The sequence below is a fragment of the Streptomyces drozdowiczii genome, assembly GCF_026167665.1.
Classification (GTDB): domain Bacteria; phylum Actinomycetota; class Actinomycetes; order Streptomycetales; family Streptomycetaceae; genus Streptomyces; species Streptomyces drozdowiczii_A.
This window is the reverse complement of record NZ_CP098740.1, coordinates 6,761,871-6,787,680: the sequence shown is the minus strand read 5'-3', so window position 1 is coordinate 6,787,680 and position 25,810 is coordinate 6,761,871. Positions and strand designations below refer to the sequence as shown.

Annotated in this window: 17 protein-coding genes and 1 pseudogene; 1 reads left to right on the top strand and 17 read right to left on the bottom strand. The window is 72.8% G+C overall.

What is annotated here, in order from left to right; genetic code table 11:
• Positions 1 to 35: 35 nt before the first annotated feature.
• The 17 genes and pseudogenes from NEH16_RS30720 to NEH16_RS30640 form a co-directional block, all read right to left on the bottom strand.
• A complete protein-coding gene (locus tag NEH16_RS30720; RefSeq protein ID WP_265546358.1) occupies positions 36 to 1,505 on the bottom strand; it encodes an FGGY-family carbohydrate kinase in 1,470 nt (489 codons plus the stop codon).
• 61 nt (positions 1,506 to 1,566) lie between these two features.
• Positions 1,567 to 2,955: a GH1 family beta-glucosidase gene (locus NEH16_RS30715; protein ID WP_265546356.1), complete on the bottom strand. Its 1,389-nt coding sequence runs from the start codon at positions 2,953 to 2,955 to the stop codon at positions 1,567 to 1,569.
• Positions 2,952 to 4,937 carry a hypothetical protein gene (locus tag NEH16_RS30710; protein ID WP_265546354.1) on the bottom strand — a complete coding sequence of 662 codons (1,986 nt, stop codon included), beginning with the start codon at positions 4,935 to 4,937 and terminating at the stop codon, positions 2,952 to 2,954. The genes NEH16_RS30715 and NEH16_RS30710 overlap by 4 nt, the downstream gene beginning before the upstream one ends.
• A gap of 104 nt (positions 4,938 to 5,041) precedes the next feature.
• Positions 5,042 to 7,558, bottom strand: a complete 2,517-nt coding sequence (locus NEH16_RS30705) for an alpha-mannosidase (RefSeq protein WP_265546353.1) — start codon at positions 7,556 to 7,558, stop codon at positions 5,042 to 5,044.
• The gene (locus NEH16_RS30700) at positions 7,555 to 8,190 is read right to left on the bottom strand and encodes a D-sedoheptulose-7-phosphate isomerase (protein ID WP_265546351.1); all 636 of its coding nucleotides are present in this window, start codon (positions 8,188 to 8,190) and stop codon (positions 7,555 to 7,557) included. The genes NEH16_RS30705 and NEH16_RS30700 overlap by 4 nt, the downstream gene beginning before the upstream one ends.
• A gap of 130 nt (positions 8,191 to 8,320) precedes the next feature.
• Positions 8,321 to 9,247: pseudogene (locus NEH16_RS30695) on the bottom strand (ROK family protein); the annotation flags it as partial.
• A 7-nt stretch (positions 9,248 to 9,254) separates the two neighbouring features.
• Positions 9,255 to 10,175, bottom strand: a complete 921-nt coding sequence (locus tag NEH16_RS30690) for a carbohydrate ABC transporter permease (protein WP_265546349.1) — start codon at positions 10,173 to 10,175, stop codon at positions 9,255 to 9,257.
• A complete protein-coding gene (locus NEH16_RS30685; RefSeq protein ID WP_265546347.1) occupies positions 10,172 to 11,107 on the bottom strand; it encodes a carbohydrate ABC transporter permease in 936 nt (311 codons plus the stop codon). Before NEH16_RS30685 ends, NEH16_RS30690 begins: the two co-directional genes overlap by 4 nt.
• Before the next feature lie 17 nt (positions 11,108 to 11,124).
• Positions 11,125 to 12,525, bottom strand: a complete 1,401-nt coding sequence (locus tag NEH16_RS30680) for an extracellular solute-binding protein (RefSeq protein ID WP_265546346.1) — start codon at positions 12,523 to 12,525, stop codon at positions 11,125 to 11,127.
• Between the two features lie 294 nt (positions 12,526 to 12,819).
• A complete protein-coding gene (locus tag NEH16_RS30675) occupies positions 12,820 to 13,872 on the bottom strand; it encodes a LacI family DNA-binding transcriptional regulator (RefSeq protein WP_265546345.1) in 1,053 nt (350 codons plus the stop codon).
• Complete coding sequence (locus tag NEH16_RS30670) at positions 13,872 to 15,722, bottom strand: hypothetical protein (RefSeq protein WP_265546344.1); 1,851 nt, start codon at positions 15,720 to 15,722, stop codon at positions 13,872 to 13,874. The genes NEH16_RS30675 and NEH16_RS30670 overlap by 1 nt, the downstream gene beginning before the upstream one ends.
• The gene (locus tag NEH16_RS30665; RefSeq protein WP_265546343.1) at positions 15,719 to 16,759 is read right to left on the bottom strand and encodes an MBL fold metallo-hydrolase; all 1,041 of its coding nucleotides are present in this window, start codon (positions 16,757 to 16,759) and stop codon (positions 15,719 to 15,721) included. Before NEH16_RS30665 ends, NEH16_RS30670 begins: the two co-directional genes overlap by 4 nt.
• The gene (locus NEH16_RS30660) at positions 16,690 to 17,562 is read right to left on the bottom strand and encodes an MBL fold metallo-hydrolase (RefSeq protein WP_265546341.1); all 873 of its coding nucleotides are present in this window, start codon (positions 17,560 to 17,562) and stop codon (positions 16,690 to 16,692) included. Before NEH16_RS30660 ends, NEH16_RS30665 begins: the two co-directional genes overlap by 70 nt.
• Before the next feature lie 111 nt (positions 17,563 to 17,673).
• Entirely contained in the window at positions 17,674 to 20,817 is a 3,144-nt protein-coding gene (locus NEH16_RS30655; protein WP_265546340.1) for a GH92 family glycosyl hydrolase, read from the bottom strand.
• Positions 20,818 to 21,021: 204 nt separating this feature from the next.
• On the bottom strand, positions 21,022 to 21,900 hold the full coding sequence (locus NEH16_RS30650; protein ID WP_374215624.1) for a carbohydrate ABC transporter permease: 879 nt from the start codon (positions 21,898 to 21,900) through the stop codon (positions 21,022 to 21,024).
• Positions 21,897 to 22,802, bottom strand: coding sequence for a carbohydrate ABC transporter permease (locus tag NEH16_RS30645; protein ID WP_073969367.1), 906 nt, complete (start codon positions 22,800 to 22,802; stop codon positions 21,897 to 21,899). Before NEH16_RS30645 ends, NEH16_RS30650 begins: the two co-directional genes overlap by 4 nt.
• 46 nt (positions 22,803 to 22,848) lie before the next feature.
• Positions 22,849 to 24,156 carry an extracellular solute-binding protein gene (locus NEH16_RS30640; RefSeq protein ID WP_265546338.1) on the bottom strand — a complete coding sequence of 436 codons (1,308 nt, stop codon included), beginning with the start codon at positions 24,154 to 24,156 and terminating at the stop codon, positions 22,849 to 22,851.
• Between the two features lie 336 nt (positions 24,157 to 24,492).
• On the opposite strand from NEH16_RS30640, the gene NEH16_RS30635 reads away from it, so the two are divergent.
• A complete protein-coding gene (locus tag NEH16_RS30635) occupies positions 24,493 to 25,776 on the top strand; it encodes a hypothetical protein (protein WP_265546336.1) in 1,284 nt (427 codons plus the stop codon).
• Positions 25,777 to 25,810: the final 34 nt, after the last annotated feature.

Here is a 25,810-nt window from a genome sequence, read left to right as displayed (position 1 = left end):
CGGGTGGGGTGGTACGGGCGGCCTCGGCCGCAGGGTCACGGGGGTGGCGGTGCGACCGCTGCCAGGAAACGGTCGTGGTGGAAGGCCCGGTGGGCCTCGGCCGTCGCCGGGTCGGGGACGACCGGGTCCGAGGGTGCGGTGGGCGCGGCGGGGTCGAGCCCGAGGGCGGCGCCCGCCCAGTGGGCGGCGCCGAGGGCGGGCGCCTCCGGTTCGGCGCACAACCGGGTGGGCCAGGGGCAGACGGCTGCCTTCAGTTCGGTCCACGGGCGCAGCCGGGTCGAGCCGCCGAGCAGGGTCACCGAGTCGGGGGCGGCGCCGCACACGGTGGCCTGGACGTCGGCCATCCAGCGGGCGTGGTGCGCGGTGCCCTCCAGGACGGCGCGGGCCAGGTCCGCGGGGCCGTGGCCGAGGCCCAGGCCCCGGAGGTCGAGCGTCGCGTGCGGGTCGGGCCGCGGTGCGCTGCGCCCGCCGGGGTACGGGGTGAGGACGAGGCCGGTGGGTGTCGCGGGCAGCGACCGGACGAGGCGTTCGAACGCGGCGTACCGGTCGCCGCCGCTCGTACCGGTCAGGAACCGGTCGCAGACCCATTCCACGAGCACTCCCGAACCGCGCATGCCGGCGAGCAGGATGTAGTGCTCCCCGTTCGCGTGCCTCCCCCAGGACATGCCCTCCTCGGCGGCTGCCGCGTGGTCGGGTGGTGTGGCGCTGACGGTGAGGACGGCCTCGGCGGTTCCCATCGAGTCGGCCACCTGCCCGGCCGTGCGTGCTCCGGCCGCCCAGGCGCCGACGAGGTGGTCGTGTCCGGCGACGACGACGGGCGCCCCGGCGCGCAGGCGGTGGCGCAGGGCGACGGGCCGCGTGACGGTGCCGACGGGGTCGCCGGGCGCGTGCACGGGCGGCATGTGCCGCGTGGTGAGCCCTGCCTCGGTGAGCAGTTCCTCGATCCATCGCTTGTGGTGCGGGTCCCAGGCCATGGTGCGCTGGGCGAAGGTGGCGTCGGTGCCGAGGCGGCCGGTGAGCGCGTGGACCAGCAGGTCGGCGGCGCCCGCCCAGGTGTGCATCCGGGCGGCCGTCTCCGGTTCGCGGTCGGCGAGTTCGCACCATTTGGCCAGGGGCACCTTCGCGCTCGGCAGGACGCCGGTGGCACGGTGCAGGGCGCCGGAGCCGAGCCGCGCGCCGAGGCTGTGGGCGTACGGGGCGGGCTCGGGGTCGGACCAGGCGCGCAGGTCGTCCAGGGGCCGGCCGTCGCGGTCGAGGGGCGCGCCCGTCTCGGCCATGCCGGTCACGCCGATCGCGTCGGGCGGCCGACCGGTGGCGTCGGCGCAGTCGGTCAGGGCGTCCAGGGCGGCGGCGAGTACGCCGTCGGCGGGGTGCCGGTACCCGGGGGCGACGGGTGTGCGGCGTACGGCGCGGGCGAGCACGGTGCCGTCGGTGTCGCTGATCAGGGCCTTGATGTGGGTGGTCCCGATGTCGATGCCGGCGAGGAGCGGTGATCGTGTGTTCATGCGGTGCCTCCGGTGCGCGTCCGCGACGGGGGCGTGGGGCCTGCGGCCGGTGCCGGTGGGGTCATCGCGGGATGCCGCCCGTGCGGGCGGCGCGGGCGTACCAGTGACCGCTGTCCTTGACGGTGCGCCGCTGGGTGGAACGGTCGACGTGGACGAGGCCGAAGCGCGGCCGGTAGCCCATCGCCCACTCGAAGTTGTCCAGGAGCGACCAGTGGTAGTAGCCCTCGACCGGAGCGCCCTGGGCGAGGGCCCGGTGCACGGCCTTGAGGTGGGCGTGCAGGAACGCGGTGCGGGGTGCGTCGTGGACGGCGCCGTCGGCATCGGGCTCGTGGTGGTACACGGCGCCGTTCTCGGTGATCAGGAGGGGGACGCCCGGGTACTCGCGGTGCAGGCGCAGCAGCAGGGCGGTCAGGTCGTCGGGGACGATCTCCCAGCCGAGGTCGGTGCGGTCCACGTCGGCCCGGCCCGGTTCGACCCGCCAGGGCCAGGGGCCGTCACCGGGGCGGGCCGAGACGATGCGCCGGGTGTAGTAGTTGACGCCGATGAAGTCGCTCGCGGCGGCGATGGTGTCCGGGTCGCCGTCCTCGATGAAGTCCAGGGCGCCCACCGCCCGTTCCCAGTGGGTGCGCGTGTCGTCGGGGTAGCCGCGGCCGTGCACCGGGTCGAGGAACCAGCGGTTCACGTAGCCGTCCGAGGCGTGTGCGGCGGCCCGGTCGGCGGCGCTTCCGGGGTTGTCGGGTGTGTGGGGGAAGAGGCTGTAGGCGATGCCGGTACGGGCGTGTGCGTCGCCGTCGTGCAGCACGCGCGCGGCGAGTCCGTGGGCCAGCAGCAGGTGGTGCATGACGGTCACGGATGCCTTGAGGTCTCTCTCGCCCGGTGCGTGCAGGCCGAGTTGGTGGCCGAGGAGGCCCACGATCCAGGGTTCGTTGACGGTGACCCAGTCGTGGACGCGGTCGCCGAGGCGGTCCTGGCACACGGCGGCGTAATCGGCGAACCGGTGGGCGGTGTCGCGGTCGCGCCAGCCGCCGCGGTCCTGGAGGGCCTGGGGCAGGTCCCAGTGGTAGAGGGTGACGAGCGGGTGGATGCCGTGGGCGAGCAGGTCGTCGACGAACCGGTCGTAGTGGTCCAGGCCGCGCTGCTCGGCGCGTCCCGTGCCCTCGGGCTGGATGCGGGGCCAGGCCAGGGAGAAGCGGTGGGCGTTGGTGCCGAGTCCGGCCATGAGGGCCACGTCCTCGGAGCGGCGCCGGTACTGGTCGACGGAGACGTCGCCGGTGTCACCGCGCTCGATGGCACCGGGCACCCGGCAGAAGCGGTCCCAGACGGATTCGCCCCGGCCGTCGGCGTCCACGGCGCCCTCCACCTGGTAGGCGGAGGTCGAGGTGCCCCAGGAGAACCCGTCGGGGAAGCGCAGGGTGCCGAGTGTGCTGTCGCGGGGGGCGGTGCCTGTCACAGGTCCTCCTGGAATTCGGGGAGTTCGCGGGCCCGCTCGCAGGCGTACAGGAGCACGCCCGCGGACCAGGCATGGGAGAGCGTGAGGAGCATGCCCTTCGCCTGGAAGCACTCGGTCTGGTAGAAGCGTTCGCTGACCATGCCCCGGTAGGCGTTGAAGTCGCCGTCGGCGCGGGCCACGAACTGCCGGAAGCAGTCGAGGTTCTCGCGGGCCGAACTCAGGTAGTAGGGGTCGCCGAGGTGTCGGGCGAGCCGCACCCACTCGGGCAGGCAGATCAGGCCGAAGGCGTGGAGGTGCTGGTTGGACGGGGACGCCTGGTCGCCGCCCCGGGTGCGGAAGCCGTAGCGGCCCAGCAGGGTGTGCTCCGCGAACGCGACGTCGTAGCTGTACCGGAAGGTGAGGGTCCAGTCGGCGGCGCGCCGGGCCAGGCCGAGCCAGCGGCCGTCCCGGTCGCCCGCTTCGTGGAGCAGCGTGTACGCGATGACCGCGTTGTAGCCGTCCTCGGAGGTAGGGGCGAGGGACACGTCCTCGGGCGCGCCGCACAGGAACTCGGAGCGCACGTCGTCGGCGAACGCGTCTCCGGCCCGTCGTGCCGCGTCGAGGTACGCGGGCTCTCCGAACAGGTCGGCGGCCTCCACCAGGGCGGCGATCCAGGCGAGCCCGGCGGCGCCCTCGTGGTCGAGCGGTTTGCCGGTTTCGGTGTCGTGGGCGGCGGCGAGGCGTCCGGTGAGGGGGTCCTGCCCGGCGAGGGCGGCGGCCAGGTTGGAGCGTACGGCCCGGTCCCATGCGGGGTGCTCCGCGCCGTGGGCCCGCTCGGCGGCGAGGGCGCGCAGCGTGAACAGGGTGGCGTCGCCGAGCGTGCGGGCGTGCACGCGGCACCGGTCGCCGGTCCATCCGGCGGACCAGCCGCCGCTCGCGCTCCACTGGCCCCAGAACGTGCCGCCCGGGGTGAGGTGGGCGCAGATGTGGTCGATGACGGCGGCCGCGTCACGGGCCATGGTCTCGTCGCCGACGCGGCGGGCGTGGAGCAGCAGGGCGTACGCGTACGGGGTGCCGCTCACCCAGGAGACGTGCATGGCGGGCCGGTCGCCGTTCTCGCCGAGGGCTTCCCGGTCGAAGGCGGCGGTTTCCAGGAGGACGGGCGGGTCGGGGCGGTAGTGCCAGCGGTGCAGTCCCTCGGCGGAGAGCCGGGCGGCCTCCTCGATGCCGATCCAGGCGGCGGGCTCCGGGTGGGCGGGGGTCGCCCGGTGCAGGGTGCGCAGCACGGGGGCGTAGGCGTGCGGGTCGGTGTCGTGCAGGTGGACGGTGAAGCGCAGGGTGCGCTGCTCGCCGGGCTGCCAGAGGTGGGTGGGGGTGTCGGCCGGGCGCGGGGTGCCGGAGCCGTAGTAGGAGACGGGCTCCTCGCGGTACGGGAAGTGCAGACGCAGAACGGGTCGGCCGCCGTCGTCGGCGAAGCCCACGCCCTGCTCGCCGAGCGGGCCGTGCTCGGCGGTGGCCAGCGCGGCTCCGCCCTCGGTGTCGCGGGCGAACACGGCGGGCGTGGCGCACCGGTCGGCGCGCAGCGACCAGGCGGGCGAGGTCAGGCCGGTGGGGTCGGCGGCGCACTCGGCCGGGTCGGGGTGGTAGCGGGGGTAGGGGCGGGTGCAGTCGGCGCGCCGGTTCTCGCCGTAGAAGGCGCCGGGCACAAGCCAGCCCGGATCGTCGCCCGCGCCGAGCCGCAGTTCGACGCGGAGTCCGGCGGCGAGGGCCCGGTCGGCGACGCGGTCCACCGTGAGGGTGGCCTGGTAGGACGGCTCGTCCCGGCGCGGGGTGAGGGTCAGCCGCGCGGCGAAGCCGTGGGCCTCGCCGCGCAGGTGGAGGGCGCCCGAGGGGTCCCGGACCAGGTCGTCGGCGGGGACCGGCAGCCGCCCCTCGTCCGTCAGCAGCATGACGACGTAGGGCAGTTCGGCCAGGCCGCCCTGTGCCCGGGTCCGAAGTGTCACGCCGTTCCCGCTCGCGGCAGCGCGGTGCGCCGTCATGCGTGTTCCCGTCTTCCAGGTGTACGGAGCGCCCGCCGGGCCCTCGGCTTCGTCGGGTCGGGTGCCTGTCAGGCGCCGATCGGGCCCGGCCGGGCCGCGAGTGAGGCGCCCCCGGGTGCTCCGAGGGGCCGTTCGAGCAGGTCGGTCTCGACGACCGGTGACGCGGGGTCGCGAGGGATCCGGAACGTCTTGATCTCATGGGGCCCGAACTCGGCTTCCACACAGCGCTGTTCGCCCAGCATGGGCAGGGCGACGCGCACCGTGGCGGGGCGGCCCTGCGACTCGTACCCGCGCACGACGAAGTCGCCGTCCTCGCCGCCCTTGACGACGGTGACCACGACACCGCCGGCACCGTCGTCGGCCCAGCTCGCGCGCTGGGGGACCGGGCCGGTGTGGAAGGTCTCCAGGAGGGCGAACGGGGGCTGGTTGAGTTCGGCGGCGCGGCGGACGGGGTCGGCGGCGCGCCAGTCGGCGCCGTGCGGGAGCAGCGCGTAGCGGAACTCCTGGCGTCCCTGGTCCAGGTAGTCGTAGACGCCGTCCTCGTCGAGGATCCTCGGCTCGTGCCAGGCGTACACGGGGCTGCGGAGGGCGGTCGTGCCGATCTCGCCGCCGAGTACGTCGTGGCCGTGCTTGCTGTCGTTGAGGACGGCGAGTCCGGCGCGGGTGCCGCCGGGCAGGGTGCCGGTGACGTCGACCCAGGCCTGGGTGGGCTCCTCGGTGCCGTCCGGGATGCGCTCCAGGTGGCCGTACGGGATCTCGTGCGTGGCGGTCACGTCGGTGAGGGCGGTCGGGAACCGCAGTTTGAGCAGCTTGAGGCGCTCGTGCCAGTCGACCACGGTGCGTACCTCGACCTGCCGGGCGCCCGCCGACAGCACGATCTCCTCGGACATCGTGGACGTGCCGTACGCCGACTCGACGCGCAGCACGGCGCGGACCGGGCCCGATTCGACCAGGCGGACGCGGCTGGGCGTGAAGGAGCCGATCGCCCGGTCGTAGGCGCGGACGCGGTGGCCCCAGGTGTCGCTGGCATCGTCCACGACGACGGCGTGTGCTCCGGGGCGTTCGGGGATCAGTTCGGCACCGGTGGCCTTGTCGTACAGGGAGGAGAGCCAGCCCGTGGCGGGGTCGACCGTCAGGCGCAGGTGCTCGTTCTCCAGCGTCGTGCCGGTGGCGCGCACCGGGCTGTCGCCGCCCCGGTCGGCGCCGGGCAGCAGGTGGTAGACGCGCAGGCCGAGCGGCGGCACCTCGGCGCGGAAGGCGAGGCGGCCCCGGCTGCCCTGCATGGTGGATTCGGAGCGGGTGAGCTGGACCGGCACGGGGGCGCCGGTGTCATCGGTCAGGCGCACGGCGGCGGCCTGCGCGTACTCGAACTCGACGTCCGACTCCAGGGTCCACGGGTGGGGGTTGAACACGACGAGGGGGACTGTTTCCTCGCGCAGCGGGATGTCGACGCGGCGGGCGATCGCCTGCACGGCGCGGTTGAACACCTCGGCGGCGATCGAGCGGGCCCGCCCGTAGTCGTCGCGGGCGTCCTCGTAGGCGGACCGGATCGAGGTGCCGGCCAGGATGTCGTGGAACTGGTTGAACAGGACCAGCTTCCACGCTTCCGTCAACTGGTCCGCCGGGTATGCCTCTTCGGCAACGGCGGCGGCGACGGCGGCCCATTTCTCGGCGCGCTGGAGGTCGTTCTCGGCGCGCCGGTTCCACGCCTTGACGCCGGAGTGCGCGGAGTAGCAGCCCGGCCCGTGGTGCTGGAGCTCGCCCGTGTGCACGGGGATGTCGTCGCGGTCGCGGACGCGGGCGAGGAACTTCTCGGGGTGGCTCTGCTCCATGCGGGGCAGGCCGCCGAGTGCGTCGAGGCGGGCGATGGAGTCCAGGTTCGCCTTGGTGGGGCCGCCGCCGTGGTTGCCGACGCCGTAGAACACCATCAGCTCGGGTTCGTCCGGCGGCATCATCGCGAGGGACTTGTCTATGTGGTTGCCGATGTCCTTGCCGGGGGTGCAGTACTCGTTGGGCAGCCGGTAGGCGATGACCCTGGAGCCGTCGGGGGCCTCCCAGTGGAAGAACTGGCCGGGCAGCACCTGCTCGTGGGGCCCGGGCCGCAGGAACACGTAGCCGTCCATTCCGGCGCCGCGCAGCAGTTGCGGGATGGTCGCGTTGTGGCCGAACGGGTCGAGGTTGCAGCCGACGGTGGCCGCCTTCCCGAACTTCTCGATCAGGTAGCGCTGCCCGTAGAGAGCCTGGCGGACGAAGGACTCACCGGAGGGGATGTTGCAGTCCGGCTCGATCCACCAGCCGCCGACTATCTGCCAGCGGTCTTCGGCGACCCGCTTGCGGATCTCCTCGAACAGCTCCGGGTCGTGCCGCTCGATCCATTCCAGGTACATGACGGAGTCGCAGGTGAACACGAAGTCGGGGTACTCCTCCATGCGGTCGACCGCGGAGCGGAACGTGGCGCGGATCTCCTGGAGCCCTTCGGGCCAGCGCCACAGCCATACGGGGTCGATGTGGGCGTTGCCGACGAGGTGGAGGGTGCGCTCGCGCGAGGCGGGCGACACGGGCGGGGTCGGGTCGGGGGTGCTCATGCGGGGGTCTCCTGCCGCGCGTCGGTAAGGGGGGCCGGTGCGACGCCCGCGGCCCAGGCGTCGACGTGCTCACTGAGCAGGTGGAGCAGCGTGAGGTGCATCTCCTGGATGCGGGCGGTGGCGGTGGCCGGGGCGACCAGCACATGGTCGGCGTGGGCGGCGGCCGGCATGCCGCCCTGCTCTCCGCCCGCGAACAGCACGGTGACGGCGCCCCGCTTGCGGGCTTCCTCCAGGCCGCGAATCACGTTGGCCGAGCGGCCGGAGGTGGTGAAGCCGACCACCATGTCGTCGGCGGTGGCGAGGGCTTCGACCTGGCGGGCGAAGACCTCCTCGTACGCGTAGTCGTTGCCGATGCAGGACACCACGGACGGGTCGGTGACGAGGGATACGGCGGGCAGGGCGCGGCGTTCGCGCAGGTAGCGGCCGATGAACTCGCCTGCGAGGTGCTGGGCGTCGGCGGCGCTGCCGCCGTTGCCGAAGGTGTAGAGGCGGCCGCCGCGCCGGAACACGCCGATGAGGAGGTCGCCGACCGTGTGGAGGGCGGGCAGCACCTCCTCCAGACGGCGGGCGGCGGCGAGGTGGTCGTCGAGTTGCAGCGGTGCGGGGACGCGGCCGGGGGCTGGGGCGGACATGGGGCTCCTGATTGCGGTGGGGGGCCGGGCGGTCAGGCGACCGGCAGGGGGCGGGGTCGTCGACGAGGCGTTCGAGGGCGATGGCGGCGGCGCCGAGGACTCCGGCCCGGTCGCCGGCCCGGGCGCGCACGATGCGGGCGTTCGCCGCGGGCCTCATGGCGAGGCGGCGCGTCTTCTCCCGCACCGGGGACAGAAGTTGCTCTCCGGAGCGGGTGACGCCGCCGCCGAGGACGACCAGCTCGGGTTCGTAGAGGTTGACGATGGAGGCAAGGCCCTCGGCCAGCAGGTCGGTGGTCTCGTCCCACAGCGCCGTGGCGAGGGGGTCGCCGTCGCGTGCGGCGGCGGCGACGTCGGCGGCCGTGGGCCCGGGGTGGGGCAGTGCGGCGAGAACGCTCCGCTGGTCCCCGGCGGCGAGGGCCTCACGGGCCCGCTCGGCGATGGACGTGCCCGAGGCGTACGCCTCCAGGCAGCCGGTGCGGCCGCAGCCGCGACAGGGGCGGCCGTCGGAGCGGACGGTGACGTGGCCGGGCTCGCCGCCGTTTCCGGTGGCGCCCCGGTAGGTGCGGCCGTCGAGGACGACGCCGCCGCCGATCCCGGTCGACACGGTGAGGTAGACGAGGTGGCGGGTGCCCCGGCCGGCTCCGAAGCGCCACTCCCCCGCCGCGCCCGCGGTGCCGTCGTTGTCGAGGACGGTGAGCAGTCCGTACTGCTCATGGGCGAGCCGGGTGATGGGGATGTCCAGCCAGCCCGGCAGGTGCGGCGGTGCGATGAGGACGCCGCCCGCCGAATCGAGCGGACCGCCGCAGCCGACTCCGCAGCCGGCCAGTCGGTCGGCGGCCCGCTCCGGGGCGATCCCGGCCGCGGTCAGCGCCTCCCGGCCGAGTGCGAACAGCCGTTGCAGAGCCGCTTCGGGGCCCTCCTCGGTCCGCGTCGGGCAGGTCACGAAGGAGCGCGCGGTGCCGTCGCCGGAGACCACGCCCGCGGCGAGTTTCGTGCCGCCGATGTCGAGGGCGAGCACGGCGCGGTCGCCCGGGGCCCGGTCGTCGTAGAGGATCATGGACAGGTCAGCCCTTGCTTCCGGTGGTGGCGATGCCCTCGGTGAAATGCCGCTGGCAGACGAAGAAGGCGATGATCATCGGGACCGTCACCACGACGCTCGCCGCGCAGACGATGTCCCAGCGCATCTCGCCGCCCGCGCCGAACTGGTCCAGCACGGCCTTCAGCCCGCGCGGAACGGTGTAGAGCTGCGGGTCGCGCAGGTAGACGAGCGGCCGGACGAGGTCCGTCCAGGAAGCCTGCACCTCGAAGACGAAGGTGACGATGAGCGCGGGCCGGCACAGCGGCGCCGCGATGCGCCAGAACATCGTCCAGTAGGAGGCTCCGTCGATGCGCGCCGCCTCGAACAGCTCGCGGGGCAGGCCGAGGAAGAACTGGCGCAGCAGGAAGATGTAGAAGGCGCTGCCGAACAGGTTCGGTGCCCACAGCGGGACCTGGGTGCTGGCCAGGTGCAGCCAGTTCCAGATGAGGTACTGGGGGACCATGGTCACCACCGCGGGCAGCATCATCGTGCCGATGACGAGCGCGAACAGCGCGTCACGCCCGGGAAACCGGAAGTAGGCGAAGCCGAACGCGACGAGGGCGCTGGAAACGGTGACCGTGACGGCCGCCGCGAGGGTGACGGCGATGCTGTTGCCGACCCACTGGAGCAGGGGGACGGCCCGCCAGATCTCGGCGTAGTTGTCCAGCTGCCACACACGCGGGATCAGCGCGTTGTCGAAGACGTCGGTCGAGGGCTTCAGGGAGGCGCTGATCAGCCACAGGAACGGATAGAGGAAGACGCCGGCCGCCACCAGGAGGCTCGCGATCCGCAGGGCCTTGCGCGCGGGCCGTTCGGTCTCCCGGCGCCGGGGCGCGGTGCGCGCGACGACGGCCGCCGGGGAGGCGGGAGCCTCGGTGGGCTCCGGCCGGGCGGTCAGCTGGGTCATCGCTGGTCCCCCTCGTAGTAGACGAACCGCTTGCTGACCTTGGCCTGCACGATCGTGATGAGGAGGATCACGAGGAACAGCAGCCAGGCGAGGGCCGAGGCGTACCCCATGTGCATGTACTGGAACGCCTGCTGGAAGAGGTACACGACGTAGAAGAGGGCGGCGTCGTTGTTGTACGTCTGCGAGTTGGAGCTACCGAAGAAGGCCGTGTACGCCTCGGTGAAGGTCTGCAGCGCGGCGATCGTGTTGACGATGAGGGTGAAGAAGAGGGTGCCGGATATCTGCGGCAGGGTGACGTGCCAGAAGCGCCTCCCCCGTCCCGCGCCGTCCAGTTCCGCCGCCTCGTAGAGGTCCTTCGGGACGCCCTTGAGCGCCGCGAGATAGATGATCACGGTGGATCCGACCGACCACAGGCTGGTCAGGACGAGTCCCGGCTTGACCCAGGAGCCGTCGGTGGTCCAGGCCGGGCCCTGGATGCCGACGAAGCCGAGAACGTGGTTGATCAGGCCGACGTTGCCGTTGAACAGCAGCAGGAAGAGGATGCCGACGGCGACGGACGGTGTCATCACCGGCAGGTAGAACAGCGTGCGGAAGATCCCGGAGGCGCGGCCGGCCCTGAGCAGGAGCATCGCCAGGAGCAGGGCGAACGCCATGGACAACGGCACGCGGAGCGCCGCGAACACCAGGGTGTTCAGCAGGGACTTGGTGACGGCCGGGTCCTGGAAGAGCTGCCGGTAGTTGGCGAGTCCCACGTTGTGCGAGGCGCCGATGCCGTCGTAGTCGGTGAAGGACAGGACGAGGCTCGCGATCATCGGCCCCGCCGTGAAGCCGAGGAAGCCGACGATCCACGGCGAGATGAAGCCGTACGCGGCCCAGGTCTCACGACGCCGCCAGACGCTACGCGGCTTGTGGCGTACGGGTGTTGTCGTCACGGGATGCGCCACTCCGGTCACCTCCGCCCCTCGTTGGCGAGGTCGAGGGCGCTCTGCGCCTCGCGCTGCGCCTGGTCGAGGGCCTGCCGCGGGGTCTGCTCACCGGACAGGACCCGGTTGACGGCGTTCTGCCAGGCCGTCTTGAACTCGGTGCCCGCCGCGTTGGACGGTACGGAGAAGCCCTTGCGGGCGAGGTCGAACACGATGCGGGTCGCCTGGTCGAAGGCGGCGTGACCCGTGGGCTTCCACACGTCGTGTTCGATGATCCGGTCGGCCTCGATGTTGGCGGTCACGTCCCCGGTGTAGGGCGCCCCGGCCTTGCGTACGTCCTTCGCCTTCGCCCGCGCCGCGTGCACCCACGACGACGTGGACGTCATGTTCTTGATGAACGTGCAGGCGGCCTCGGGGTGCTTGGCCCCTTTGGGGATGGCCCAGCCGAGCCCCGAGGCCCAGTTGAGGGTCTTCCCCTCGCGGTCCTTGAAGACGCCGGCCGCGAGATCGACGTCGGGCGAGGCACCGGCGAGCACGTTCACGTACCAGTCCTCCATCGGGTACGAACCGACCTGGTCCTTCACGAACTGGTTCTTCGCGCCGAACTGGTCGAAGGAGTCGCGCAGCGACTTGAAGCGGCTCCAGCCGCCCTGGGCGTCGATCAGGCTCACGGCGTACGCGAGGGCCTGGACCGCTCTGGGGTCGTCGAGTTCGGCGGTGCGGCCGTCGGCGCTGATCAGGTCGGCGCCGTTGGCCTTCGCCCACAGCGGGAAGAACTCGGGGATCTTCGGGTCGAAGCCGATCCGGGTCAGTTTCCCGTCGTTGTGCCGGGCGACGGTGCCGGCGAGCTTCTTCAGCCCCGTCCAGTCCCCCGTGTCCACCTGGGCGGCTTCGGTCCCGGCCTGGTGGAGCACCCGGTCGTTCGTCAGCAGCAGGCGGCTGTCGTACGAGTCGGGGAGGGCGTAGACGACACGGTCGAGTGAGCCTTCGGCGATCGCGTTCGGGTAGTAGTCGCCGGTGTCGATGTGCTCGCGCGCGAGGCAGTCGGTGAGCGGCAGCAGCGCGCCCCGCGCCGCGTAGCCGCCGATGAGGGTGCGGTCCATGTCCACCACGTCCGGCGGGTCGCCGGCGGCGACGGCGGAGAGGAACTGCTGCTCGTCGAAGGCGCCTTCGTTGACCTTGACCGTCAGCCCCCGCGCCTTCAGCGCGGTCCGCGCGGTGTCGAGGCGGTCCGCGGCGAGGGCGTCGCCCAGACCGAAGCCCATGGTGGTGAACGTGTCGGAGCGGGAGTCGGCGAAGGTCACTCCGCCGCATCCGGTCAGTGCGGGAAGCAGGACGAGGGCCGCGACCAGGGCCTGTCCGGCGGACCGTGGTCCCGTTGTGCTGCGGAGCGCCCGGTCGCGGGGCTGAGGTGGTGGAGCCGCCATGGTCTCTCCTTCGAGCGGCGGGCCGGCTGCGGGGATCGACGTCCACGCGGGTCGCGGGGCGGGCGCTGCGGCTCTCGCCCCCCGGTTCCGCCGTGTGGCATCGTTCCCACATGAGAACGTAGCCACATCGGGGACGAGCGTCAACGGTTCAACCGGCCCCGGCTGGGGCGATTTCCCGGACGAGCGGACCCGAGCCGCGCTCAGCGGTGGCGATTTCGGGGACACGGGGGCAGGGCGCGGACACGCGGACCGGCCGCCCCTGCGCGGGGGCGGCCGGTCCCGGACGCGCGGCGGTCAGCCCCTGGGTGGCGCGGTGGAGCCCCGGACGATCAACTCGGGCTCCAGGAGTGTGTGTTCGCTGCGCCCGCCGCCGCCCCTGGCCATCCGGGCGAGGAGCGCTTGCGCGGCCTCGCTCCCCATGCGGAAGACGGGCTGCCGTACAGCGGCCAGCCCAGGGGCCACCATCCGCATCCAGCCGAGGTCGTCGAAGGCGATCACGGAGACCTCGCGCGGCACCGAGGTGCCCCGACGGGCCAGCTCCTGCCAGATCAGCTCGGCCATCACGTTGTTGGCGGCGAAGACGGCGGTCATGTCGTCGTTCGCGGCGAGGAAGCGGGCAACCTCCTCGTCGGGCGGCCCGGCGGTCTGGCTCAGGTCCAGCACATACCGGCGCGACACCGCGAGCCCAGCCGCCCGCATGGCTCCGCGATACCCCTTGAGGCGGCCCCTGCCGGTGTCCCAGCGGATCTCGTCCACGACGAGGCCGATCCTGCGGTGGCCGAGAGCGAGCAGGTGCTCCACGGCCAGGCGGGCGCCCCGCTCGCTGTCGATGGTCACCGCGTCACAGCCGCGCACCCCCGACCGGCGGTCCACCTCGGCCACCGGCACCCCATGCCCGACCAGGGTCTCCGTGGCCACCCTGCCGACCGGGGCGAGCAGGACCCCGTCGGCCCGCATGGCGATGAAGGCGCGCGCCCCGGCGAGTGCGCGCTGTTCCTCGCCGTGGTCGTCGACGAGGACCATCTGGAAGCCGGCGGCGGACAGGGCGTGCTCGACGCCCGCGGCGAGTTCCGCGTAGAACTGGTTGCGCAGGTCGGAGACGAGGAGTCCGACGCGCTCGCTGGAGCGGCCCTTGAGGGTGCGGGCGCTGACGTCGGGGACGTAGCCGAGCTGCTCGGCGGCCTGCCGCACCCGCTCGCGGATGTGGTCGGCGACGTAACCGTGCCCGCCGAGGGCCCGGGAGGCGGTGGAGTGCGAGGTGCCGGCCGCGTCGGCGACGTCGCGCAGTGTGGCGCGGACCCGTCTGCCTCCGGCCTGGCCCCCGCGTCCCGCAGTACCGCTCGCCATCAGTCGGACCCTTCCTTCGCCGCGTGACCGTGTGCCGTGCGCCAGCGGGCCCACAGCTGCCGCAACGCAGCGTAGTCGACCTCTTCCAGCGGCTCGCCGGTACGGTCCATTTTCGTCGTCAGGTACAGCGCCGGGACGCCGAGCTCGTCCTTCACGGCGGTGTAGGCCCGCCACTGCTCCAGGTCCGGGGCGCACCAGTCGTCGGTGTCGACGAGGAGGTCCGGGCAGCCCGCGGAGGCGACGGCGGCCCGCTGCCGCATCTGCGGGACGATGGGGGCGTACGGGTCGGGGTCGTCCAGCCGCAGCATGTCGTTGAGCCGGATCATGTCGGTGACGTCGGCGAAGGCCGGGTGCGGGGTGTGGGTGACGACGAGGGCGTCCGGCTTGGCGGACTTCGCCGCGCGGTACATGACGCGGAGGTAGCGGTGCAGCAGGGCGATGCCCCAGCTGTCGCCGTGGTGGCGCAGGCTCTCACCCGTCGGGGTGTCCGCCGTGAAGTCGATCTTGAGCCCGTCGGCGTCGAGGCCCTCGGGGCTCAGCATGTGCCGTACTGTCTCGGCCAAGTGGTCTCGGGCGTCCGGGTGTTCGGGGTCGAGCACGACGGGCGCGGCGTCGGCGGTCCGCACGCACCACGCGTCCGGGACGCCCTCGTGGGCCCAGGCCCGCCACCACAGCAGTACCCGCTGTCCGCGAGCGTGCCGCTCGGCGATCCACGCGCGCAGGTCCGGCCAGCGCCGCTCGTCCGGCTGCCACCGCCCGTACTCCTCCTGCCACTTGTCGTCCACGACAACGGTTCCCGGGACCAGCCCGTGCCCTTCCAGGTGGGCGAGGTGGGCGTCGTACTCGGCGCGGCTGCTCAGCAGGGGTGCGGCCAGTCCGGTGTCGCGGGCGCGCGCCATCTGCGCACCCCAGCCGCAGAACATGGGCTCGGACCACCAGGCGGGCCGCTCGCCGGGAGCCGTCGCCGGGCGGGCCGACCAGCCGCGCTCCGTGAGCCAGTCGTGGTGCGCGCGCAGGGCCTCGTACGGGTCGCGGTGTCCGGGCGAGACCAGGACCGAGGGTGTGCTGTACGCGCCCTCCACGCGGGTATGGCCTTCGTGGTCGAGCGCGAGGTGGAAGCCGCCGTCGGAGGGCTCGTACGTGAGGCGGGTGAAGGTGAGCGCGTCGACGGGCGCGCCGACGCCCAGCCGGCACCAGCCGTCCGCGGCGTCGGCCCGTTCCGGTGCGATGTCGTCGGCCATCGGGGTGCCGGTGAGCGCGAAGGCCAGCGGCGCGGGCGTGAAGAACCAGTGCCCTCGGCCGGGCCGTGCGTCGCCGCAGACACCGATCGTGGCGCTTTCCCGCGCGGTCCGGGTGAGCCGGCGCGGCGGACCGGGGTTCGGGGTGAACAGGGTCGCCCAGTCGTGGCCGCTGGGGCGGAGTCCGCCGCCGCGCCCGCCGAGCGCCGCCCGCACGGCGAACAGCCGGGACGTACGCAGGGCGCCGCCGCCCTCGACGGTCCAGGTGAACTCGGGGCCCCGGGGGCCGCAGACGACGCGGGTGCGGGCCGTCCGCCAGGCTGTGCTGCGGCGCTCAACGGTGACGACGGGGTGCCCGGAGCCCGATGGCCCCGCCTCGAACTCCAGACGCGGCGGTCGGACGGCGACCGTCTCGTCGCTGCGGTCGGTGCGGTCCAGGGCCGCGTGCAGTTGCAGGAGTACGGGGTGGGCGGGGCGGGCGGCGTCCGCCGGGCCGTGCAGGAGGGCGGTCAGCCCGTCCGGGGCGACGGTCATCCGCCATCCCGGGCCGGTGACATGGATCCCCTGCTCGTCGTGGTGCGCTCGCACAGTCGGCGTGTCCGTGATCGTCATCGCACGCTCACCAGGGCCTCCGCCTGCTGCCCGAAGGCCATGCGCCCCACGGTCAGGTCGACGGCGAGCCGGACTCGTTCGCTCGGCGGGCAGCCGTCGGGTATGCACACCGTGACGTCGACCTCGCGCACTTCACCGGCGCGCAAATCGACTTCCGCGACCAGTGGTTCGGCCGACCAGCCGGTCGGCAGCACCGTCCGCAGAGTGGCGCGGTCGGGCGTGGGGAACGGGTTGCGGACCTCGATCCGCAGCGGAACGACGCCGCCGGGAGCCACCGCACTGCGGTACGGGGCGATGCGCGCGCCGAACCCCTCGGCGTCGAAGTCGACCTCGCGCGGCAGAATCTCCCGGTGCAGCCGGGCCAGCTTCTCGCCCTGGCGCAGGAGCATGTCGAGATAGCCGTCGGTGACCTCGTACGGGAACCAGTGGCCGCTGATCATCAGCTCGGGGCGCAGGGTGCGGTACAGCTCGGCGCTGCGCACGAAGTCGTCTACGCGGAATCGGTTGCGGTACTGGTAGTTGAGGAGTTCGGGCGCTCCCCCGCCCGGGCTCCAGGCGGTGTTCTGCTGGTCACCGGTGGCGATGACGCGTCGGCCGTCCGCGGTGAAGGAGTACGCCGCCGCGTAGAGCGTATGGCCGGGCAGCTCGTGCACCCCGATCTCGTACTCGCGCCAGCGCACCGGGGCGGCGTCGGCCAGCACCCGGTCGACGGGAATGGGGTCGTACCACAGGCACGGCAGGTCCCAGCGGAGCGGCGCGGTCAGAACGGGCGCGATGTGGGCGGGGGACCAGATCTCGGTGCCGTGCACCTCGCGCAGCAGGTTGAACCCGGCGACGTGGTCGTCGTGGTAGTGCGTGGGCAGCGCCACCTCGACCCGGTCGATGCCGTGGTCGCGGCGCAGCGCCTCGATGGAGGCCAGCAGAGGGCGGCGGGATGAGCGGTCGTGGCCGCCGGGCAGTCCGGTGGTCAGGTCGAAGCCGAAGTCGATGAGCAGCGCGGTTCCGTGCTCGGAGAGCAGGGCGTAGGAGTTGGCCATGCTGGTGGTGTTGCGCAGCAGGTGGGGGTGACCGTCTTCCAGGGGCTGTCGAGGAGGGGCTCGGGCAGCCAAGGGGTGGCGCGCCGCATGTCGATCAGGTCCTGGAGGTGGCCGCGGAGCCGCTTCACGGACGCGGGCGGGTCGGTGACCGGCTCGCCGTGCGAGGGGAGCAGCATCTCCGGTTCGTGGTCGAGCAGTTGCATGCAGGAGAGGACGGTGGCCGCTGCTCCTTCCATGCCCGCGTTGGGGTGGAAGCCGGTGTACGCCCACTGCGTCGCCGCGAGCGACCACAGCCGGCCCTCCCCGTGGACGAGGTCCCCGGTGAACGCGAGCCGGCGGCCGTCCAGGTCCACGAGGTACCCGACGGATCCCACGGTGTGTCCGGGCAGCGGCAGGGTGTGGACGTCGAAGGCGCCGTGCCGGACGGTGCGGTACTCGGCGACCGCGCCGGTGACCGGCACCTGTTCCAGCAGCGAGAACCGGTCCTGCCGCACGTCGTAGTCGTTGTCCAGGGGGCGTGTGCGCCAGTGCTCGTCGACGGATTCGATGAGGTCACGCTCCACCGGCGGCACCCATATCCGGATCCCGGCCGCGACGGCCCGGGCGAGCCCCTGCACCTGGTCGCGGTGATGGTGGGTGACCAGGATGTCGGTGACCCGCTCCACGCCCAGGTCGTGAAGGTGGTCGAGGACTGCGCCCGACCCGAAGTCGATGAGCAGCGCCTCGTGTTCGTGGTGGAGCACGTAGACGTGGCAGGTGTCCTCGAACCGGTGGACGTGGTCGGTGATGCGGGTGAGGCCCACGACGGCTGGTCCTTCCTTCCCGCCCGGCCGGGCGGCATCGTTCTCATGTGGGATCGATCCCACATGAGAACGATGCCGCAGGGCCCCCGGGGCGTCAACCAACCGGGGGGATCAGTTCTCCGCCTCGCCCACCCCGACCGCGAAGACGTGCATCTGACCTCCCGTCGTCCGCTCCGGCAGCGTGACGGACGCCACCGTCCGGTGCGGGTCGACGGGGACGGACGTCGACCAGATGTAGACCGTCATCTTCTCGGGGGTGCCGCCCGCCATCTGCCGTTCCGGCATGGTCGCGGCCGCCGTGTTGCCCGGGGGCGGCGCGGTGGCCCCGTCGAGGTGCCAGTCCCCCAGGGTCACGGAAGCGCGCCGGGTCGTGCCGTCGGTGTAGTGGACGGTGACCTCGCCGGTGGCCGCGCCCTCGTTGCCCGCGCCGAGCAGGCCGAGCCGGCTCTGTCCGGGCGCCGCGTGGACGGTGACGGTCTGGCCGTGCGCGTTGATGTTGTCCGGGCTGCCGGGTGCGGCGTCGGGCCAGCGGTAGCCGATGCCGTCCACGGTGACGTCCTGCCCGGGGACGAGCCCGTCCTCGGCCAGCTCCTCGGCGACGAAGCTTCCGCCGTAGCCGTTGAAGTCGCCCACGGGCCGGGTCGCGGTCGACGTCCCCGCCTCGTCCGCCCACGGCAGCACGGAGGTGGTCCCGCGCGGCAGGACCGACACCCGGATCGCGGCGGACGGCAGCCGCTTGCCGTCTGCGGTGGTCGCGTCGACCGGGATGACGAGGGAACCGGCCGGCGTGGCCGCGGGGACCCGCACGCGTACGGACGCGTGGCCACCGGTGGCGGTGACGCCTGCGGAACGGTCCACGGTCACCCCCTCGGGCGGGCGCAGCCGCCAGTGCACGGGGCCGGGGCGGCCGCCGATCCGGTGGAACTCCAGCCGGGTCGCCGCCGAGGTCCCGGGCGCCGCCGTGACGGGTGCGGCGGAGGCGATGGCCGGCGCGCGTCCCTCCGCGTACGAGGGATACAGGTCGCCCTCGGCCGTACCCCAGTCGCTCGACCGGTTGCTCGTGAGGCGGTAGTCGAGGCGGGCGGTTCCGCGCAGGGAGTCCGCCGGGACCCAGTTCGGCGCGTGGGCCCGTCCGTCCAGCCGCACGTCGGCGACGTAGACCTGGTCCTCGCGTGCGCGCGGGGCGCCGATCCGCAGGGTCCCGGCACTCCCCCGGTCGATGGCGATCGCCGGGAACGCCGGTGTGGAGAGGGCCAGTCGGGCCGTTCCCAGCGCCTCCGGGTACAGGCCGATGCTCGCCCACACATACCAGGCCGAGAGGGCGCCGAGGTCGTCGTTGCCGGGCAGGCCGGCCGGTCCCGTGGTGAACCGGTCGAGCATGCGCGGCACCACGTCGTTGGTGTGGTTGGGCGCTCCGAAGGCGTGGTAGGCCCAGGGCGCACCGAAGGTGATCTCGTTGCCGATCCAGGCGTACGGCGTGCTGGACCCGGCGTCGACTTCGGTGAAGTGGTCGTCGAGCCGGGCCGTGGCCTGCCGGTTGCCCCCCATGCCCGCGGCGAGCGCGGCGAGGTCGGGGCCGGTCATCCACTGGTACTGCGCCGCGCTGCCCTCCTGGAACCCGGCGAGGGATGCCGGGTTGGCGGAGTTCTGGAGGGTGCCGTCCGCGAGCCGTGGCCCCAGGCTGCCGTCCGCGCCGTCGACGAGGTTCTGCCAGTTGTGCGCGGTACGCATGAAGGCGCGGCGCCGGGCCGTGTCGCCGTTCGCCGCCGCGAGCCGCGCGACGGCGAAGTCGTCCACGGCGTATTCGAGGCTGGTCGCGGCCGAGGAGCCGAGCGGGGAATCGCCGTTGCGCAGGAAGCCGTTGGCTCGCCACTGGGCCACCGCCTGGCGTTCCACATAGCCGTCGGGGCGCTCGGGCCCCGCCCGGGTGGCGGCCTCGACCGCGTATTCCAGGGCGCCGTCGAGGTCGAAGTCGTGTGCGCCGAACGCCCATGCACTGGCGAGCATCACCGGGGCGGGGTCGCCGACCATGCCGTTGGTCTGGTTGTTCAGGAGCGTCCAGCGGGGCAGCCGGCCGGACTGGTCGGCGGCGTCGACCATGGACTGCGCCATGTCGGATGCGCGGTCCGGGTCGAGGAACGCCAGCAGGGGTGTCTCGGTGCGGTACACGTCCCAGCCGGAGAAGTTCCCGTACCAGGTGCGGCCGGAAGCTACTCGGTGGATCTTCCCGTCGAAGCCGCGGTAGCGGCCGTCGACGTCGCTGAGCGTGCGAGGTTCGAGGAGGCAGTGGTAGAGCGCGGTGTAGAAGACGCGGGTGCGCTCCTGGGAGCCGCCGGCCACCCGGATGCGCCGCAGTTCACTGTTCCAGGCGTCGTGGGTCGCGGCGGCCAGGTCCTCGACCGAGGCGAGGTGCCGGGTGCCGGCGAGGTTGGCGGCGGCGCCGGGGGCGCCCGTGTAGGAGATCGCGACGCGGGCGTTCACGGCGCGGTGCCGGGCGGTGTCGAAGGTCAGGAAGACGCCGTTCCCGTCCTTTCCGCCCTTTTCGGCCAGGGTGCCGGCCGCCCGGTGGACTTGGTCGCCCTGCCAGGTGCCGTGTGCGGTGAACGGCCGGTCGAACACGATCCGGAAGGACAGGTCGTAGGGCGCCTTCGCGCTGCAGATGCCGCCGCTGCTCACCGTGCCGCTCACGGTACGGTCGCCTTCGACGCGGGCCGTGACACCGGCTGTTCCGTTGGCGCTGCCGGACGTGTTCAGGAGTACGGTCCCCTTGCCGTCGTGTCCGGCGGGGAAGGTGAAGCGGCCGGCCGCGGCGCGCGTCCCGGCGGCGAGGCGGGTGTCGACCCCGTTGTCGGTCCGGACGTGGTAACTCCCGGGTGACGCGCCCTCGTCGGCATGGTCGAAGGTGGCGACGTAGTCGTCGGGGTGCGTGGCCGGCGACCGGCCGATGTCCCCGGGGACGGGCTGCACGGGTACGTCGCCGAACGCGGTGCAGCCACCGCCGGACAGGTGTGTGAGGCTGAACCCTTTGAGCCGGTCGTCGTCGGCCGCGTACTGGCCGGGCGCCGGCTTCACCGTGTCCGGACCCCACTGGATCATGCCGAACGGGGCGGTGGCCGCCGGGTGGGTGTTGCCCCGGGAGAAGTTCTCGCCCATCGCCTTCTCCACGGCCGGTGAGCTGGGCGCGGTGCCGGTGAACACGTCGACGAGGGAGGCCGGGTCCTCCGGTGACGCGGGCGTCGGCGCGGCGGCGGCCACGGGGGCGAGGGGGCGGGCGTCAGCAGGAGGCCGAGGCCCAGGGCCGCCGCGAGCAGCGGTCGGGCCCGTCGGCGGCGCTCCGGCGGCACGGCCCTGTTGTCCGGTAGGGATGGGCTGTTCATGCGGTCTGCTCCTTCTGGGGTCGTCGGATCGGGGTGGGCCGGATGTTCCGCGCCCGCTCTCCTGACGGCGTGCCGCGCGGTCTCAGCCCTTGAGCCCTCCGCCGAGCCCGAAGCCGCCCCCGAGCTTGCGCGAGGCCAGGACGTACAGGAGCATCGCGGGCAGCGAGTAGAGGATGGAGTAGGCGGCCAACTGGCCGTAGGCGACCGTCCCGTACTGGCCGAAGAAGGTGAACAGGCTGACGGCGGCGGGCTCGCGCTCCGGGGACTGGAGCAGGACGAAGGGGATGAAGAAGTTTCCCCACGCGCCGATGAACGTGAAGACGGCGACGACCGCCATGCCCGGTGCCATCAGCGGCAGCACCACATGGCGCAGTGACTGGAGGCCCGAGGCCCCGTCCACCCAGGCCGCTTCCTCCAGGGACACGGGCACACCGTCCATGAACCCCTTGGTCAGCCAGAGCGAGAAGGGCAGCGTGGCCGTGGCGAGGAAGAGCATGGTGCCCCACAGCGAGTCCACCAGCTCGATGCGGACGAAGAGCTCGTAGACGGGAACCATGATCGCGGTGACCGGGAGGCCGGTGGCGAAGAGGACGCCGTAGAGGAGCGGGCGGCGAAAGCGCAGTCGGTAGCGGGAGAGCGGATAGGCGGCGAACACCGAGACGACCATGTTCACCAGCGCCGCGCCGCCGCACAGCAGGAGGCTGTTGAGGATGGGGCGGATGCTGGTGCTCCAGTTCAGCACCGCGGAGAAGTTGCCGAGCGTCAGGTCCGGAACCGCGGCGCTCGCCGTCGCCTTCGCGTCGACCGAGGCGACGAGCAGCCAGACGAACGGGGCGGCGAAGCACACGGCCACGCCCAGCAGCACGACGTACACCACGGTCGTGGAAGCGGAGCGGCGCGGCAGGCTGAGCCGGGTCAGCGAGAGCGCGGACGGGGTGGGCGGGTTCGCGGGGGAGGTCACTGGTTCAACTCCGGCTTCAGGAGGCGCAGGTAGAGGAAGGAGAAGACGCCGCCGATGGCCAGGAGGACGAGCGCGATGGCGGTTCCCTGTCCGAGCTGGAAGAACTTGAACGCCTGCTGGTACATGTACAGCGGGATCGTCTCGCTGGCGCCGCTGGGGCCGCCGCCGGTCAGGACGAAGATCAGCGTGAAGACCGCCAGCGTCTGCAGGGTCACCACCATGAGGTTGGTGAAGACCGAGCGGCGGATCATCGGCAGCGTCACCCACCACAGGCGGGCGGCGCCGCTCGCTCCGTCGGTCGCGGCGGCGTCCTCGATCTCCGGGGGTATCTCGTCCAACGCCGCGGTGTAGACCATCCAGGAGAAGGCGGTACCGCGCCACACGTTGGCGAGGACCACGGTCAGCATGGCGTGGCTGACGAGCCAGTCGGGCGCGGGCAGGTGCAGGGAGGTCAGGACGGTGTCCAGGGTGCCGCCGTCGGAGAAGAACGCGTACAGGGTGAATCCGGCGACGATCTCCGGCAGTACCCACGCGCCGACCAGCAGGACCCCGAGCGTGGTGCGGATCCACTGGGCGCGGCCTCGCATGAGCAGGGCGAGCGAGAGCCCGAGCCCGTTCTGGCCGAGGACCCCGGAGGCCAGGGCGAAGACGAGGGTGAGCAGCACCGACGAGCCGAACTGGTGGTCGCCGAGCAGGCGGGTGAAGTTGCGCACCCCGACGAAGTGCGGGTCACGGGCCGCGCTGCCGGTCAGGGCCGTGTCGGTGAACGCGGCGTACACGCACCACAGGACGGGCCCGACGAAGAACACCGCGAGCAGGGCGAGCGCGGGCACGAGCGGGAGCGAGCGGCGGAGCCCGCGACGGGCTCGGCGGGGTGGCGGTGGAGCGGCGGGTGCGCGCACCTGTCCGCGCACCCGCTTCTCGGCGGCCGGGCGGGCGTGGATCGCCTCAGTCACGGTCCTTCACCTGCCCGTCGCCGAGGTCGTCGCGCAGCCCTGAGGCGTACGCGCGGGCGGCCTCGGCCGGGGTGGCGTGGCCGGTCATCACGTCCTCCATGGCGATCTGGGCCCGGCTGGAGACCATCAGGTACGCGGCCTGCGTCGGGCGGAAGCTCGTCGTCCTGAGCAGGTCGGCGAAGAGTGCGTTGGTGGGCAGCGAGTCGAGGTAGGCGCGGTCGCTCAGGACGTCCTGGCGGACCGGGATCTGGGCGTTCTCGATGGCGTACTGGAGGGCTCGGCGGCGGCCGGTGGCCAGGGTGATGAAGCGGAACGCCTCGTCGGGCACGGCGCTGTGGCCACCGATCGAGAGCATCCAGCCGCCCGACAGGCTCACCCGGCCGCTGTCGCCCGGGACCGGGCCGGTCCGGGTGGGCATGGCGACGACTCCGATGTGCTCGGTCCACCCCGGCCAGGGCGCGGAGCCGCCCTTGATCCAGGTCTTCGGCGTCCAGGAGCCCTCGCCGAGGGCGATGCCCACCTCTCCGGCGGGCAGCATCTCCGAGACGATCTTGTCCCGCACGGTCGGGTTGAACGACATCTGCGGGGTGGGGCCGAGCCCTTCCCGGAAGACGGTGTCGACGAAGGCGAGGGTCTCGCGCAGTCCCGGGGTGTCGCCGGTCCAGGTGCGGTTGCGGGCGTCGTAGAAGCCGTCGCGCGTCCCGTACAGGAGCATCAGCAGCCCCTGGGTGGTGGTGGCTTCGCCGAGGGCCTTGGTGGCGTAGATGTTGAGCGGCACCACTCCGGGCACGCGACGGCGGATGGTGCGGGCGGCGTGCAGCAGATCGGCCCAGCTCCGCGGCGTCCAGGCGGTGGGCAGGCCGGCCTTGGCGAACACCCGCTTGTCGTAGAAGACGGCGCGTACGTCGGTGCCCGTGAGGACACCGTAGACGTGGCCGTCGTCGGCGCGGGTGGCGGAGCGGGCGGTGGCGTCGAACTGCTCCCAGTCCCGCCAGCGTCCGAGATGACGGTCGAGCGGCTGGAGGTAGCCCGCCTGCACGTCGGCGTTGGTCATCACGGTGTCCTGGAAGACCACGTCCGGTGCGCTCGGCGCGGACCGCTGCATCAGTTCGATCTTGGTGGCGAAGTTGCCCTGCTGGTCGGGGATGGGCACGAGTTCCACCCGTCGCCCCGGCACCGCCTTCTCGTACGCGGCGGCGGTGTCCTTCATCTGACGGTGCACGATGTCGTCGGCGCCCCAGAACGGGTAGGCGACGCGCAGTGACCGCTCCCTGCCGGACGCCGTGGCACAGCCTGTCACGGCGAGCGCGCCCAGGGCTCCGGCGCCGGCGGCGAGAACGGCCCGGCGGGCGGGACGGGCCGGGGCACTCCACGGATGCGGACTACCGGCACGGCCTGGGGCGGCGGGGTTGGGTGGCGGCACGTTGTCTCCCGGGGTAGGTGGTCCGGCCCGGTCCCGGTGCGCGACCGCCGCCGCTTCGGGCGTCTCCGCGACCTGGGATCGATGCCATGTGGGAACGTAGCCACTTGAGTTGACAGCGTCAATGCTCCGCACGGAAGTAGGACCGCCGTGTGAAACAGCGTCGACTACGGCAGGACTGCTGCGCATCGGAATGAGTTGGACCAAACCGCCCGGATGACCGCACTGCTCATATCCCTGGCGGAGACCGTCGCCCTCCTGATCATCCTCTGCCTGGGGTGGGTGGTCTGGGACAGGTCCGCGCGCAGCCGTTGGGAGGCGTGGGTCGCGGTCCGCGCGACGCGACGGCTGCGCAATGCCGTGGTGCGCCTGAGGCCGAGGGAGGGTCCGGGGGTTCCCCGGCCTCCGGAGGTCCAAGGCGTTCCGGTCCCTCCGGGCGTGACGACGGTCGCGTGGACTCGTGTGGTGCGGGCCGTCTACTTATGGTGCGCCGCAACGCCCGCGGCACTCGCCGTACACCTGGTGAAGCTGTGCTGGCTCGTGGTGGTCCTGCTCAACGTCGGCACGCTTGCCGTCGGTCTCCAATACATGACGGTGCACCCGTCGAGCAGCGAGCTCCCGGATCCTCCGTTCTGCTTGCGGGCGGACCGGATCAGTGGATCGAGCGGGCCCTCGACCGATGCCGACGAGTGCCTGGACGCGGTGAACCTGCTCGTGAGGGTCTGGCAGAACGGGCCCCATTGGGTGCGGGAAGCGGTGGGCCCCGTGATAGCCGATCCGTCGGCCGACCCGCTGGAGACGGCCAAGACCCTGTCGGTGGTCGTGCTCCTGCTGATGCTGGCCTCGGTCGTGCGCGCCGCCTGGCCGCTCCTGCACCATGCGCGAGGGGTCGATGCCCCTGCCGCCGTCGGTTGGCGGTCCAGCGCGGCCCGGTGGCAGCCAGTGGTGGCGCTGCTCGCCGTCTGCGGGAGCGTCGGGCTCGCTTACGAACGCGTGTCCCCCTACGACCTGCACACGCCACGGGTCAGCTTGAAGGCAGCCGAGCGCGCGGTGTGGACCGCGTGGCGGGTCCGGCACGGCCGCGTACATCGGGAGCGGCGCGGCGAGTTGAAGAAGCACGCAGCACAAGTGGTGGGCGCTTTGCGGGCCATGGAGGCCAGGCAGGACCGGGAAGCCGTCACGGGGAAGGTCTTCGAGGAGACGGCGGCCATGCTGCTGAAGATCGCCGCGCGGTACGCCCAGGGGCGCACCCTGGCCCTCTTGGACCCCGAAGACCTCGAGGGCGTGACGCCGGCGGTGAGCCGGGAGTGGGTTCGGCTGGTCGCCTTCGGCACGGTCGTGATCGGCACGGTGACCGGGGCATTGGCTGCGGGGATGCCACCGGAGGCGGCGACGCCCCTTATCGGGGCAGTCTCGCTGGTCGCCTGGGGCGCTCTGTACGGGGGGCGGCTCGCGGGCACCGACCTGGTCGATGTCATGCGAGGCCAGAGTCGCAGCTAGGAGCCGGGCTCGTCGACCGGTTCCGCGCCCTCCA